This window comes from Kitasatospora sp. NPDC001683 (assembly GCF_053596495.1).
Map to the genome: position 1 here is coordinate 46,513 of NZ_JBSFGK010000033.1, position 13,395 is coordinate 59,907.

At 72.2% G+C, this 13,395-nt stretch carries 12 protein-coding genes, 1 pseudogene and 1 riboswitch; of the genes and pseudogenes, 9 read left to right on the top strand and 4 right to left on the bottom strand.

The genetic code is table 11. The features are described from left to right. Positions 1–31: 31 nt before the first annotated feature. The gene (locus ACWCYO_RS19555; RefSeq protein WP_270140701.1) at positions 32–1,024 is read left to right on the top strand and encodes a GlxA family transcriptional regulator; all 993 of its coding nucleotides are present in this window, start codon (positions 32–34) and stop codon (positions 1,022–1,024) included. Positions 1,025–1,253: 229 nt separating this feature from the next. Here the strand turns inward: ACWCYO_RS19555 and ACWCYO_RS19560 are convergent, their stop codons facing one another. Next, positions 1,254–2,075, bottom strand: coding sequence for a class I SAM-dependent methyltransferase (locus tag ACWCYO_RS19560; protein ID WP_449784895.1), 822 nt, complete (start codon positions 2,073–2,075; stop codon positions 1,254–1,256). Between the two features lie 75 nt (positions 2,076–2,150). Between ACWCYO_RS19560 and ACWCYO_RS19565 the strand changes: the two genes are divergently transcribed. Together ACWCYO_RS19565 and ACWCYO_RS19570 are read left to right on the top strand one after the other, a co-directional pair. After that, on the top strand, positions 2,151–2,753 hold the full coding sequence (locus ACWCYO_RS19565) for a TetR/AcrR family transcriptional regulator (protein ID WP_449784896.1): 603 nt from the start codon (positions 2,151–2,153) through the stop codon (positions 2,751–2,753). Between the two features lie 97 nt (positions 2,754–2,850). Next, positions 2,851–2,993: riboswitch (SAM riboswitch) on the top strand. 209 nt (positions 2,994–3,202) lie between these two features. Beyond that, positions 3,203–3,916, top strand: a complete 714-nt coding sequence (locus tag ACWCYO_RS19570) for an IclR family transcriptional regulator (protein ID WP_270150761.1) — start codon at positions 3,203–3,205, stop codon at positions 3,914–3,916. A gap of 17 nt (positions 3,917–3,933) precedes the next feature. On the opposite strand, the gene ACWCYO_RS19575 is transcribed toward ACWCYO_RS19570, so the two are convergent. Further along, positions 3,934–4,077 (bottom strand): hypothetical protein, encoded by a 144-nt coding sequence (locus ACWCYO_RS19575; protein ID WP_449784897.1) that lies wholly within the window; start codon positions 4,075–4,077, stop codon positions 3,934–3,936. On the opposite strand from ACWCYO_RS19575, the pseudogene ACWCYO_RS19580 reads away from it, so the two are divergent. Further along, positions 4,069–4,383: pseudogene (locus ACWCYO_RS19580) on the top strand (zinc ribbon domain-containing protein); the annotation flags it as partial. The gene ACWCYO_RS19575 and the pseudogene ACWCYO_RS19580 sit on opposite strands and share 9 nt — an antisense overlap. 75 nt (positions 4,384–4,458) lie before the next feature. Here ACWCYO_RS19580 and ACWCYO_RS19585 read toward each other — a convergent pair. Further along, the gene (locus ACWCYO_RS19585) at positions 4,459–6,075 is read right to left on the bottom strand and encodes a sialidase family protein (RefSeq protein ID WP_270140696.1); all 1,617 of its coding nucleotides are present in this window, start codon (positions 6,073–6,075) and stop codon (positions 4,459–4,461) included. A gap of 415 nt (positions 6,076–6,490) precedes the next feature. Further along, entirely contained in the window at positions 6,491–7,240 is a 750-nt protein-coding gene (locus tag ACWCYO_RS19590) for a FadR/GntR family transcriptional regulator (protein ID WP_449784898.1), read from the bottom strand. A gap of 215 nt (positions 7,241–7,455) precedes the next feature. Here ACWCYO_RS19590 and ACWCYO_RS19595 point away from each other — a divergent pair, with 215 nt between their 5' ends. The 5 genes from ACWCYO_RS19595 to ACWCYO_RS19615 are packed head-to-tail and all read left to right on the top strand — an operon-like array spanning position 7,456 to position 13,229. Then, entirely contained in the window at positions 7,456–9,021 is a 1,566-nt protein-coding gene (locus ACWCYO_RS19595) for an amino acid permease (protein ID WP_449784899.1), read from the top strand. Beyond that, positions 9,018–10,376, top strand: a complete 1,359-nt coding sequence (locus ACWCYO_RS19600; protein ID WP_270140692.1) for a glutamine synthetase family protein — start codon at positions 9,018–9,020, stop codon at positions 10,374–10,376. The genes ACWCYO_RS19595 and ACWCYO_RS19600 overlap by 4 nt, the downstream gene beginning before the upstream one ends. Continuing rightward, complete coding sequence (locus tag ACWCYO_RS19605) at positions 10,373–11,086, top strand: gamma-glutamyl-gamma-aminobutyrate hydrolase family protein (RefSeq protein ID WP_449784900.1); 714 nt, start codon at positions 10,373–10,375, stop codon at positions 11,084–11,086. Before ACWCYO_RS19600 ends, ACWCYO_RS19605 begins: the two co-directional genes overlap by 4 nt. Beyond that, on the top strand, positions 11,083–12,456 hold the full coding sequence (locus tag ACWCYO_RS19610; RefSeq protein WP_449784901.1) for an aldehyde dehydrogenase family protein: 1,374 nt from the start codon (positions 11,083–11,085) through the stop codon (positions 12,454–12,456). Before ACWCYO_RS19605 ends, ACWCYO_RS19610 begins: the two co-directional genes overlap by 4 nt. A 5-nt stretch (positions 12,457–12,461) precedes the next feature. Next, positions 12,462–13,229 carry a 3-oxoacyl-ACP reductase gene (locus tag ACWCYO_RS19615; RefSeq protein ID WP_449784902.1) on the top strand — a complete coding sequence of 256 codons (768 nt, stop codon included), beginning with the start codon at positions 12,462–12,464 and terminating at the stop codon, positions 13,227–13,229. Positions 13,230–13,395: the final 166 nt, after the last annotated feature.

Genomic DNA, 13,395 nt, shown 5'->3' on the forward strand with positions numbered 1-13,395 from the left:
GTCGGGTCGATGTGAGTGCTAGGAATTGCACATGGCGAAAGAATCCTCGCACCGGGCTCATCCGGCGGGCGTCCACCGGGTCGTCGTGATCGTGGACGAGAACTCGAACCCGTTCGAGCTCGGCTGTGCTACCGAGGTCTTCGGCCTCCGCAGGCCGGAACTCGGCCGCGAGCTCTACGACTTCAGGCTCTGCTCCCCCGAGCCCCGCACCGCGATGCGCGACGGATTCTTCACGCTCACCGGAGTCGCCGGCCTGGAGGCGGCCGAAACGGCGGACACGTTGATCGTCCCCAACCGCCCCGACGTCGACGTGCCCCGCCGACCCGCCGTGCTCGACACCATCCGACGGGCGCACGCCCGCGGTGCACGCCTGATCGGCTTCTGCAGCGGCGCCTTCACCCTGGCCGAGGCCGGAGTCCTCGACGGGCGCCGGGCCACCGCCCACTGGCAGTGGGCGGATGCCTTCCGTGCCCGCTTCCCCGCCGTCCACCTCGAGTCGGACGTGCTGTTCGTGGACGACGGTGACATCCTGACCGCTGCGGGAAGCGCCGCCGCACTCGACCTCGGGCTGCACGTGGTCCGCCGCGACCACGGCGCCGAGGCCGCCAACTCGGTCAGTCGGCGACTGGTCTTCGCGGCGCACCGCGACGGCGGGCAGCGGCAGTTCGTGGAGCGTCCGATGCCCGACCTCCCCGACGAGTCCCTCGCCCCCGTCATGGCCTGGGCGCAGGAACGGCTCGACGAACCGCTGACGGTGTCCGACCTCGCGGCGCGGGCGGCGGTCAGCCCGGCGACGCTGCACCGCCGCTTCCGGGCGCAGCTGGGAACGACCCCGTTGGTGTGGCTCACGGGAGAGCGGCTCGCCCTGGCCTGCCGACTGATCGAGCGGGGCGAGTCCCGTTTCGAGGTCGTCGCGCGGCGAAGCGGGCTGGGCACGGCCGCCAACCTGCGGTCGCTCATGCGTCGCGAGACGGGCATCACCCCGTCGGCCTACAAGCGCCGGTTCGGGCGGGAGGTGAGCTGATGGCAGGGGCGTCCTCCTGGACCAGGAGTTGGAGCAGGGCGTCGGCGACTGCGGTCGGCGCGGTGCTGCGGGTGGCTCCGCCGCCGGCGAGGCGCCAGGGCGCTGACCGTACCGACCGGGGCTCGGCCGCCGCCCGCAAGGGCCGGCGCTGCGGCCCCCCAAAGGGCGAGCGCTGCGGGCGAGTTGGAGCCGCCCTCCGGAAAGCCGCGCGCCTGTTCGCGGCGACGCCTCAAGGAGTGCCGGCGCGTACGGCGGTGGTCGCCAGGGTGGTGTAGTTCATGGTGAAGCGGCCGCCCAGGGCGCCGATGGCTCGGCCGACCGCGCCCAGTGTCTCGGCCAGTTGATCGGGGCGGAGCCGGGTGAGGGCGCCGGTGGTGGGGAGCAGGTCCAGCCACTGCTCGCGGGTGTAGGGCCGCTGCCAGTCGAATCGCCACTGTTCCGGATCGTCGAACCGCCCGGTCTCGCGGATCGCGTCGGCGATCTTCGCGTAACCGGCCAGGTACGTCTCCAGCGGACGCCGGGCCGGCTGGCTGCTGAACGGGGAGTCGGGCGCGACCCGCCGGTAGGCCGCGGCGAACGCCTCGGCCACCTCGGCGGGCGGTTCGAAGACGTGCCCGAAGATCGCCAGGCGCCCGCCGGGGCGCAGCACCCTGGCCGCCTTCGGGGCGCCGACGGCCGGGTCCACCCAGTGCCACGACTGGGCGGCGATCACCGTGTCGAACCTTCGGCCGGCCGGCTCCCAGGCTTCGAAGGTCGCCACCTCGACCCGCAGGCCGTGGGCTCGCGCGGCGTCGGCCATCCGGGCGTCCGGGTCGATGCCGAGCACGGTGCAGCCGGCGGCCTGGAACTGGCGGGATGCGATGCCGGTGCCGCAGCCGACGTCGAGTACGTGGGGCCCCGGGCTTCCGGCGACGATGCGTGACACCAGGTCATCGGGGTAGCGGGGGCGGGCCTGGTCGTAGCGTTGCGCGTCCGTGCCGAACGATTCGGCGGTCTGCCGGGCCTGGTGCGGCCGCGCCGGGTCGGGGTGCTCCCGCGGTAAAGTGGGCATGCGTTCACTTTAGTGGGCAAGCGCCCACCTGCCAATGGGCGCACCGGAGTCCGTGTACACGAGAGGATCTGCGAGTTGCCGACCGGGGTGCATCTTCGCGACGCGCGCCAGCAACTGTTCGACGCAGCCGAACGCGTGCTGCTGCGGGACGGCCCGAACGGGCTGACCAGCCGGGCCGTCACCGACGAGGCAGGCTGCGCCAAAGGCGTGCTGCACCGGCACTTCACCGATTTCGACGCCTTCCTCACCGAGCTCGTGCTCGACCGGGCCGCACGGCTCGAGGCGCAGGCGCGGGCGCTGCGCGAGACCGTCGGCGCCGGCACCGTGGCCGACAACCTCACCGGCGCGCTGATCACCCTGTTCGGACCGGTCCCGGTGGCGATCATCCCGCTCATCACCTTCCGGGACGAGCTGCGCGCCCGGCTGCGGCAGGCCACCCCCGGTGGCGGCATCGCGGTCCTCGCCCAGGTCGCGACGGCGGTCTCCGCCTACCTGACGGACGAACGGGCCCTGGGCCGCATCGCAGCCGATGCCGACATCGACTCGCTCACCCTCTCCCTGGTCGGAGGCGGGCACCTGCTGTTCGCGGACCGCGATCCGGACCCGCCGACGAAGGCGACCGTCAACAAGCTGGTGACCACGGTGCTCGCCGACGTCGTGCAACGGCGGCCTCGCTGAAACCGACGGGCCGCCCGCGACGGCGCTGATCGCCGCCGGTTGTGCGGGTGGGGAAAGTTTTGGCGGGGCGCCCGGGGAATCTTGTATGGTTCGTCGCGAATCATCCAGAGGGGTGGAGGGACCGGCCCTACGAAGCCCCGGCAACTCCCCGGTCGAACCGGCGTCCGAAGTACGCGCCGTGCCGCCCGGGATCAGTGCCAACTCCGGCCTGTCGCCAACGTGGCGCGGGAAAGATGAGGAGACACGGTGCTCTCTGTGCTGTCCTTCGCCCGGGCGCTTCCCGCCCCGGCCCTTTCGCGTACCCGTCTCGTGTCCGGCGCAGGCAACCGGCTGCATTCGCAGGCCTGTCCTCGCTGACCACCCCGCTCCCCACCCCACCGGAGCGTCCGTGAGCCGAACCCACCCACGGCACACGGGATTCGAGACTGGAGTACCCGTCCATGGAGAACCTGGAGAACACGAGCGGCGTCGGCGTGCTCGACAAGATCACCTCGATCCTCGGCACCCTGGAGGCCGGTCCGGCCACCCTGGCCGGACTCGTGGACGCCACCGGCCTGGCGCGGCCGACCGCCCACCGGATCGCCGTCGCGCTGGAGCACCACCGCTTGCTCGGCCGGGACCTGCAGGGCCGGTTCGTCCTCGGCCCGCGACTCGCCGAGCTCTCGGCCGCCGCCGGTGAGGACCGCCTGCTGACCGCGGCCGGCTCGGTCCTCACCCACCTGCGCGACGTCACCGGCGAGACCGCCCAGCTCTACCGCCGGCAGGGCGAGGTGCGGATCTGCGTGGCGGCGGTCGAGCGCCTCTTCGGCCTGCGCGACACCGTTCCGGTCGGCCTCGCCCTTCCGATGAAGGTCGGATCCGCGGCCCAGGTCCTGCTCGCCTGGGAGGAGCCGGAGCGCCTCCACCGCGGTCTGCAGGGCGCCCGCTTCACCGCCACCGCGCTCAGCGGGGTACGGCGCCGCGGCTGGGCCCAGTCGATCGGCGAACGCGAGCCGGGGGTGGCCTCCGTCTCGGCACCCGTCCGCGGGCCGTCCAACCGGGTGGTGGCGGCCGTGTCCGTCTCCGGCCCGATCGAACGGCTCACCCGCCACCCCGGCACCCACCTCTCCAAGGCCGTCATCGAGGCGGCCGCCCGCCTCACCGAGGCCCTGCACCGCCCCTGACCCGGCCGCGGTGCCGCCTACTGCGCGGCCTTGTCGACGAGGGCGGCGAACCGCGCCAGCGGGTCCCCGGTGAACGGGCGCAGCGCGGGGGCGAGGAAGCGCGGGCTGCGGAACCGCAGGCCGCCGAGGAAGGCGAAGCGGGTGGTGCCGTCGCCCGGCACGGCGGCACCCTGGTCAAGGTCCCCGCCCCCGGCGCCTCCCGGCGCTGCTCCGCGTGCGGCTTCACCACGCCCGGCAGCAGGAAGTCCCAGGCCGTGTTCGTGTGCAAGAACCCGGACTGCGGCTGGTCGGGCGACGCCGACCACAACGCGGCCCGGAACGTCTTGCACCTGTACCGGATGGGCCTCGCGCTCATCCCGGCTGCCGGAAGGGCAGTCGTCAGGCGCGCGAAGCGCGTCAAGCCCGCTACCGCACAGGTCGCCGCCTCGGCGACGGCGGCGGCGGTGGACGGGACGGTGCGGGCCTGAGCCTCCGGAACCCGAACGGTGTCCCGCGGCTCGCCTTCGAGAGCCGCAGGACGCCGTCCGTCCATTCGGAGGGTGTCAGCGCCGCAGGTGCTGGACGGCGCGCGGGCCGGTGACGGGCGCTGCGGCGTGCGCGGCCTGTGCGCCGGGCGCGCCGGCGGCGGGGCTGCGCAGGGTGCCGGGCTGGAAGCGGCCGCTGTACACGTCGGTGGAGTTCAGCGGGTCGGCGCTGTTGGCGGTCACCATGACCGGGCGGATCTGGTGGCCGTCGTTGATCAGCGCCTGGTAGTCGCCGAGGAAGTGGCCGCCGGCGAAGGGCGCCTGCAGCCAGTCGAAGACCGGCGAGACCTGCCGTTCGATCGGGCTGTCCTCGCCGCCGCGCGGGAAGCTGAGCAGCCAGGCGGCGGTGGGTAGCGTGGTGGTGTTGCCGGGGGTGAGGTAGCGCAGGTCGTAGTAGCTGACGGCGACGGTGCCGTTGGCGGTCACGATGATGGACGGGGTGAACGCCGGGGCGCCCGGGGCCTGGCTGATCCGGGTCGGACCGCTCCAGGTCTGGCCGCCGTCCGTGGAGTGCACCAGCTGGATCGCGTCGTACTGGCCGCCGGTGAACTCCGAACCCTCGTAGGCGAGGTAGAGCTCGCCGGTCTGCGGGTCGACGGCCACGCTCGGCAGACCGCCGCCGGCCCGGAGGGACTTGGTGGCGTCGGCGGGCGCGTTCGGGTCGACCTCGGGGACGGAGGTGTCGGTGGCGACCCGGACCGGTTGGCTCCAGGTCTCGCCCTGGTCGGTGGAGCTGACCATGCCGAAGTGCACGTCGCTGACCGTGGTGGCGGTGCCGTCGGTGAAGGTGATCCAGTCGAAGAAGTCGTACAGCGTGTCGGTCCGCGGGTCGACCACGATCTGGTTGCCGATGGTCTGGGTGTTCGCAGTCGTGCTCGTGATGACGAAGGGCTTCGCCGGGGTCCAAGTGCGGCCGTGGTCACGGGTGATGGAGATGTAGCCCGGTCCGTCGAAGTAGGGGGTCGGGCCGGTGACTTGGTCCACCCGGTCCCAGACCTGGTAGGCGACGCCCGGGTGCACCGGGTCGGCGGTGACGGCGTTCTTGTCGTCGGTGATCGCCGGGTCGTTGTCGCTGATCAGCTCGGTGACGTGCTGCCAGCTGCGGCCGCCGTCGGTCGAGGTGGCGGCGGCCACCGCGCTGCGCGCCGTGGTGGCGTCGAAGACCAGGGCGCTGGCGTAGGCGGCGCCGTCCGGACCGAAGCTCACCCAGCCGTCGGAGGCCCGCTGGTAGGCCAGCCCGCCGGGTGCGCAGTGGGTGAACGGCAGGGCCGTCTGGGTGAAGTGCGAGCCGTCCGTGGTGTAGCTCGAACTCAGGCCCCGGGCGCCGCCGTTGGACCAGCGATCCTGCTGGTAGATGGTGATCGTGTTGGCCGGGTCGAGCGGATTGGCGGCGGCGAACGGTTCGTCCTCCGCGGACGGGTGGTTGGTGCCGGGGCCGTCCGCGGCGAGGTTGCAGGCGGCGTACGGATCGCCGGGCGAGATCAGGGCGAGCGGCGGGCGGGCCGTGCTGGTACTACCCGTACTCGCGCTACTCGTGCTGCCCGTACTCGCACCGGCCGCGGTGCTGCCCGCGACGGAGGCGAGGACGAGCGCTGCGGTCGCGGTGGCGAGAGATGCTCTGGTGCGGAACTGCATGGATACCCCCATGGTCGTCGGCGGCGGAGTGCCTGGTGTCCTGGGTGGTGCTGTGCTGTTCCGGTACCGAACTGGAGTTGATGTTCGGTCGGCCGCGCGAGTCTATCCAGACACGCCTCCCGCCAGTAGTAGCCGGTCGGGATGCGGAAGTCGGCGAAGCCGTCGAGGGCGGCTTCCCGCGGACCGTGGTCGTCGATGACCCGCAGCGGGCCGTCGGGCGGGCGGACGGTCTGGCCGGGCTCGAGCAGGCCGAGGCGTCGGAGCAACGACGCCCGAGCCGAACAGCTCCTCATCGTCTATAGCTGCGCCACCACTCACTCGGACCAGGAGTTCGTCCGGCCGGGCCGGGCCGGGCCGGACGGGAGCGGGGACTGCTCCCCAGGTGCCGACGACTTGAGCCGGCCACGGCGGAACCTCAGGCCAGGAAGCCCCGCAGCAGTGCGGCCGTAGCGGCGAGGTGTTCCTCGGTGGCGCGTCGGGCGGCGTCACCGTCGCCGGCGAGGATCGCCCGGGCCATCGCCCGGTGCTGCTCGGCGGCGTGCTCGATGTTGCGGTCCAGCATGGGGATGGCGTTGAGCAGGTCGTTGAGGCGCATCCTGGCCTCGGCGATGGCCGTGGCCAGGGTGGGGGAGCCGGTGAGCTCGCCGATGGCGAGGTGGAAGCGCGAGTCCAGCTGGCGGTACTGCTCCGGCGGGGCTTCCTCCAGATCGGTCAGGCGGCTCTCCAGGTGGGCCCGCTGGTGGGGGGAGAGGGGGCGACGGGCGGCCGCCTCGGCGGCGCCGACCTCCAGCACCTGGCGGTAGGTCAGCGCGTCCTCCAGCGCGCCGCCGAGGTCGCGGGCCGCGCGGCGCAGGTCGGCGACGTCCGGCTCGGGCAGCCGATAGGTGACGAAGGTGCCGCCGTAGCGGCCCCGGCGGGGTTCGACGCAGCCGGCCTGCTGCAGCGTGCGGAGCGCCTCGCGCAGGGTCTCCCGGCTGACGCCGAGCCGGGCGGCGAGATCCCGTTCGGCGGGCAGTCGGTCGCCGAGGTCGAAGACGCCGAGCTTGATCGCCTGGAGCAGCCTTTCGACGGTCTCCTCGAAGGCGTTGCCGGTCCGGACCGGGCGGAAGATCGCCCCGGCCTGCCAGTCGAGCCGCGCCTGCTCACGTGTTTCGTCCACGTCCACGCCGGAATCGTACCTATGAACGGGTTCCCCGGACTCGTTCCCTCCTCGCTCTTGACGCGGCCCCGATCCAGCCGGAACGATGCTGCTCACCCACCCCAATGGACTGATTCCAGGCCATTGAAGAGCCGTCCGACCGTCGAACTCGTCGGGGCGACCGCGCCACGCCGTCGTGGCCGTGTGCTCCCCGGCACACCCTCAACCCCCAGGGGTGCCCCATGACCGACGCACGCTCGCCCGACCACCCTGCCCCCGAGGTGTTTCCGGAGAACACCGCCCCCGTTTCCGCCGACGAACAGCGGCTCCGCGAGCTGGGCTACACCCAGGAACTGGCCCGCTCGATGTCGGGCTTCTCCAACTTCGCCGTCTCCTTCTCCATCGTCTCCATCCTCTCCGGCTGCCTGACCCTGTACGGCACGGGGATGAAGACCGGCGGCCCCGCGCTGATCGTCTGGGGCTGGCCCGTGGTCGGCCTGCTCACGCTCTGCGTCGGGCTGGCGATGGCCGAGATCTGTTCCAGCTACCCGACGGCCGGCGGGCTCTACTACTGGTCCGCCAAACTGACCCGCAGCCGCGGCCCGGCCTGGAGCTGGTTCACCGGCTGGTTCAACTTCCTCGGTCAGGTCGCGGTGACCGCCAGCGTCGACTACGGCGCCGCCTTCTTCACCAACGCCTTCCTCACACTCCGCTTCGGCGTCGCGGCCACCCCCGCGCACACCATGGAGATCTTCGCCGTCATCCTGCTGGTGCACGGCCTGCTCAACACCTTCGGGGTGCGCCTGGTCGCGGTCCTCAACAGCGTGTCCGTGTGGTGGCACCTGGTCGGCGTCGCGATCATCGTCGGCGCGCTCGCGTTCCTCCCCGAGCGGCACGCCTCCGTCACCTTCGTCCTCACCGAGTTCGTCGACCAGACCGGCTTCCACAACCAGTTCTACGTCGCGATGCTCGGCCTGCTGATGGCCCAGTACACCCTCACCGGCTACGACGCCTCCGCGCACATGACCGAGGAGACCCACGACGCCGCCCGCTCCGGCCCGCGCGGCATCGTCAACGCCATCACCGTCTCCCTGGTGGCGGGCTGGATCCTGCTGCTCGGCATCACCTTCGCGATCCGCGACTACGACGGCGCGCTCAACAGCGACACCCAGGTCCCGCCCGCCCAGATCTTCATCGACGCGATCGGTTCCGGCGGCGCACAGTTCCTGCTGCTCATCGTCATCGGCGCCCAGTTCTTCTGCGGCATGGCCTCCGTCACCGCCAACTCCCGTATGATCTACGCCTTCTCGCGCGACGGCGCGCTGCCCGGCTCCCGACTGTGGCACCGCATCTCCCCGCGCACCCAGACCCCGACCAACGCGGTCTGGCTTGCGACGGGCGGCGCGTTGCTGCTCGGGCTGCCCGCGCTCTGGAACGACACCGCCTACACCGCCGTGACCTCGATCTCCGTCATCGGCCTCTACATCTCCTACGTCATCCCGGTGTACCTGCGGCTGCGCCAGGGCGAGGACTTCCCGCGCGGCCCCTGGCACCTGGGCCGATGGAGCCGGCTGATCGGCACCGTCGCGGTCGGCTGGACCGCGGTGATCACGGTCCTGTTCATGCTCCCCACCGCCAGCCCGATCACCGCCGAGAGCTTCAACTACACCCCCGTCGCCGTGGCCGTCGTGGTCGGCTTCGCCGGCGTGTGGTGGCTGGCCTCCGCCCGGCACTGGTTCACCGGGCCCCACGTCAGCGCCGCGCCGCCCGCCCCCGACACCCCGGCCACCGAACTGGAGACCCGATGACCACCCTCCGGCTCACCCTCGACGAGCTGCGCACCCGCGTCGCCGACGGGTCCGTCGACACCGTCGTGCTCGCCATGACCGACATGCAGGGACGCCTCCAGGGCAAACGCGTCGCCGCCGAGTACTTCCTCGACGACGTGGTGCCCGGCGCCGCGGAAGGCTGCGGCTACCTGCTGGCCGTCGACGTCGACATGAACACCGTCGACGGGTACGAGATCTCCTCCTGGGAGAACGGCTACGGCGACCTGACGCTGCGCCCCGACCTCGCCACCCTGCGGGTCGTCCCCTGGCACCCCGCCACCGTCATGGTGCAGTGCGACGTCACCCACCACGACGGCAGCCCGGTCGCCGTCTCCCCGCGCCAGGTCCTCCAACGCCAGCTGGAGCGGCTGGCCGGTCACGGCTGGCAGGCCCAGGCCGCCACCGAGCTGGAGTTCATCGTCTTCCGGGACACCTACGAACAGGCCTGGGACAAGGACTACACCCGGCTCACCCCGGCCAACCAGTACAACGTCGACTACTCCATCCTCGGCACCGGCCGGATCGAGCCACTCCTGCGCCGCCTGCGCAACGGCATGGCCGGCGCCGGCCTCACCGTCGAGTCCGCCAAGGGCGAGTGCAACCTCGGCCAGCACGAGATCGCCTTCAAGTACGCCGACGCCCTCACCACCTGCGACAACCACGCCGTCTACAAGACCGGCGCCAAGGAGATCGCCGCCCAGGAGGGCTGCAGCCTCACGTTCATGGCGAAATACGACGAACGCGAGGGCAACTCCTGCCACATCCACCTGAGCCTGCGCGACGAGCAGGGCGCCCCGGTGTTCGCCGGTGACCGTCCGCACGGCTTCTCCCGCACCATGGAGCACTTCCTCGCCGGACAGCTCGCCTGCCTGGCCGACTTCGCCCTGCTGCTCGCACCCACCGTCAACTCCTACAAGCGCTACGTACCCGGCAGCTTCGCACCCACCGCCATCGCCTGGGGCCGCGACAACCGCACCTGCGCCCTGCGCGTGGTCGGTCACGGCCCCTCGCTGCGCTTCGAGAACCGCGTCCCCGGCGGCGACGTCAACCCCTACCTCGCGGTCGCCGCCCTGATCGCGGCCGGACTCCACGGCGTCGAGCAACAGCTCGAACTCGAACCGGAGTTCACCGGCAACGCCTACGCCTCCGACGCGCCCCGGGTGCCCGCCACCCTGCGCGACGCGGTCGACGCCTTCGAGCGCAGCGCAGTCGCCACCGAGGCCTTCGGCAAGGACGTCGTCCGGCACTACACCCACGCCGGACGCACCGAACTCGCCTGCTACGAACGGGCGGTGACCGACTGGGAGCGGCGCCGCGGATTCGAGCGGCTGTGACGCGCGACGACCGCCGACGACCGCTGATCGGCATCACCAGCTACCAGGACGACGCCGCCTGGTCGGTCTGGAACCAGCGCGCCTCCCTCGTGCCCCAGACGTACGTCGACGCCGTCGTCCGCGCGGGCGGCACCCCGGTGTTGCTGCCGCCGCAACCCGGCGGTGCCGACCACCTGCTCGACGCCCTGGACGGACTCCTCCTCGCCGGCGGACCGGACGTCGACCCGGCCCGGTACGCGGCGGACGCCGACCCGCGCACCGGCCCGCCGCACCACGCCCGCGACGGTTGGGAGAGCATGCTCCTGCACACCGCCCTCACCCGTGACCTGCCGGTGCTCGGCGTCTGCCGCGGCATGCAGCTGCTCAACGTCGAACTCGGCGGCACCCTCCTGCAACACCTGCCCGACGGGAACCACCAGATCGTCCCCGCCCGCTACGTCCGCCACCGGGTCGGCGTGGTGGCGGGCAGCCGGCTCGCCGACGTCCTGGGGCCGACCACCGAGGTCTCCTGCTACCACCACCAGGCCGTCGACCGGCTCGGCGCCGGTCTGCGGGTCACCGCCCGCAGCGCCGACGGCACCGTCGAAGGGCTCGAACTGGCGGGCCACCGCTTCGCGTTGGGCGTCCAGTGGCACCCCGAGACAGATTCCGACGACCTGCGCCTGTTCCACGCGTTCATCACCGCCAGCCAGAGGGAGACCGCCCGATGACCGAACCGGACCTCTTCGAGGTCGTCAACCCCGCCAGCGAGGAGGTGATCACCACCGTCGAACTGGCCGGCCTCGCCGAAACCGATGCCGCCGTCGCCCGCGCCCGCGCCGCCTTCGACGCCTGGCGCCGGGTGGCCCCCGCCGACCGGGCCCGGCTGCTGCGCTCCTTCGCCGCCGCCGTCGACGCCGACCGCGAGCACCTCGCCGCCCTGGAGGTCGCCAACGCCGGCCACACCATCGGCAACGCCCGCTGGGAGGCGGGCAACGCGCGTGACGTCATCGAGTACTACGCCGCCGCGCCGGAGCGGCTGTTCGGCCGACAGATCCCGGTGTCCGGCGGCATCGACCTCACCTTCCAGGAACCGATCGGCGTGGTCGGGGTCATCGTGCCGTGGAACTTCCCGATGCCGATCGCCGCCTGGGCCCTGGCCCCGGCGCTGGCCGCCGGCAACACCGTCATCGTCAAACCGGCCGAACTCACCCCACTCACCGCCCTGCGCCTCGGCGAACTCGCCCTCCAGGCCGGGATCCCGGAAGGCGTGCTGCAGATCCTGCCCGGCCGCGGCCCGGTCGTCGGACAGCGCTTCGTCACCCACCCCGACGTGCGCAAGGTGGTGTTCACCGGGTCGACCCGGGTCGGCAAGGAGATCATGGCGGGCTGCGCCGCCCGGGTGAAGCCCGTCACCCTCGAACTCGGCGGAAAGAGCGCCAACATCGTCTTCGCCGACGCCGACCTCGCCAAGGCCGCCGCCACGGCCCCCTACGCGGTCTTCGACAACGCAGGCCAGGACTGCTGCGCCCGCTCCCGGATCCTGGTCGAGGCCTCCGCCTTCGACGACTTCATGGCGCTCCTGGAGCCGGCCGTCCGCGGCGTGCGGGTCGGCGACCCGACCGACGAGAAGACCGAGATGGGCCCGCTGATCTCGGCCGCCCACCGGGCGCGGGTCTCCTCCTACGTCCCGGAGGGGTCGGCCGTCGCCTTCCGCGGCAGCGCCCCCGACGGGCCCGGCTTCTGGTACCCGCCGACCGTGCTCGCGCCCGTGCGGCACGACGACCGCGTCTTCACCGAGGAGATCTTCGGCCCGGTCGTCGCGGTCGTCCCGTTCCGCGACGAACAGGACGCCCTGCGCATCGCCAACGCCACCGAGTACGGGCTGTCCGGCTCCATCTGGACCAGGGACGTCGGGCGCGCACTGCGGGTCTCGCGCGGCGTCGAGGCCGGCAACCTGTCCGTCAACTCGCACTCCTCGGTGCGCTACACCACGCCGTTCGGCGGCTTCAAGCAGTCCGGACTCGGCCGCGAGCTCGGCCCGGACGCCCTCGACGCCTTCACCCAGACCAAGAACGTCTTCATCTCCACGGAGGAGTGATCAGCATGACCCAGCGACTCGACGGCCGGGTGGCCGTCATCACCGGCGCGGGCAGCGGCATCGGCCTGGCGACCGCCCGCCGCTTCGCCGCCGAGGGCGCCAAGGTGGTGTGCGTCGACCTCGACGCCGAGACCGGCGCCAAGGCCGCGAACGAGGTCGACGGCCTGTTCATCCAGGCCGACGTCACCGACGAGGACGCGGTGCGCGACCTCTTCCAGCGGGTCGTCGACGAGTACGGGCGGCTCGACATCGCCTTCAACAACGCGGGCATCTCCCCGCCGGACGACGACTCCATCCTCACCACCGGCCTGGAGGCCTGGAAGCGGGTCCAGGAGGTCAATCTGACCAGCGTCTACCTGTGCTGCAAGTACGCGATCCCGCACATGCAGCGCCAGGGCAAGGGCTCGATCATCAACACCGCCTCGTTCGTCGCCGTGATGGGCGCGGCCACGTCGCAGATCTCCTACAGCGCCTCCAAGGGCGGAGTGCTGGCCATGTCCCGCGAGCTGGGCGTGCAGTTCGCCCGCGAGGGCATCCGGGTCAACGCGCTCTGCCCCGGCCCGGTGAACACCCCGCTGCTGCAGGAACTGTTCGCCAAGGACCCGGAGCGGGCCGCCCGTCGACTGGTCCACATCCCGCTCGGCCGCTTCGCCGAGCCCGAGGAGATCGCCGCAGCGGTGGCCTTCCTCGCCTCGGACGACTCGTCCTTCATGACCGCCAACACCTTCCTCGTCGACGGCGGCATCTCCGGCGCCTACGTGACGCCGCAGTAGCGGCGTCCTCCCCCCGGAGGGCACCGACGGCTCGTCCCCCTCGTGACAGGGGCGGGCGAGCCGTCGGTGGTGCGGTGCTGACACGCCGACCGCATGCGGACGGCAGGTCGTCGTCGTACGCCAGGCACAGCGCCGACCCGGCCGGCATCTTCGCGGTCTCCTGGTA

Coding starts and splice junctions, on each gene's coding strand:
- ACWCYO_RS19595 (WP_449784899.1), top strand. CDS start 7,456: ATGACCGACGCACGCTCGCCCGACCACCCTGCCCCCGAGGTGTTTCCG.
- ACWCYO_RS19555 (WP_270140701.1), top strand. CDS start 32: ATGGCGAAAGAATCCTCGCACCGGGCTCATCCGGCGGGCGTCCACCGG.
- ACWCYO_RS19600 (WP_270140692.1), top strand. CDS start 9,018: ATGACCACCCTCCGGCTCACCCTCGACGAGCTGCGCACCCGCGTCGCC.
- ACWCYO_RS19615 (WP_449784902.1), top strand. CDS start 12,462: ATGACCCAGCGACTCGACGGCCGGGTGGCCGTCATCACCGGCGCGGGC.
- ACWCYO_RS19610 (WP_449784901.1), top strand. CDS start 11,083: ATGACCGAACCGGACCTCTTCGAGGTCGTCAACCCCGCCAGCGAGGAG.
- ACWCYO_RS19560 (WP_449784895.1), bottom strand. CDS start 2,075: ATGCCCACTTTACCGCGGGAGCACCCCGACCCGGCGCGGCCGCACCAG.
- ACWCYO_RS19585 (WP_270140696.1), bottom strand. CDS start 6,075: ATGCAGTTCCGCACCAGAGCATCTCTCGCCACCGCGACCGCAGCGCTC.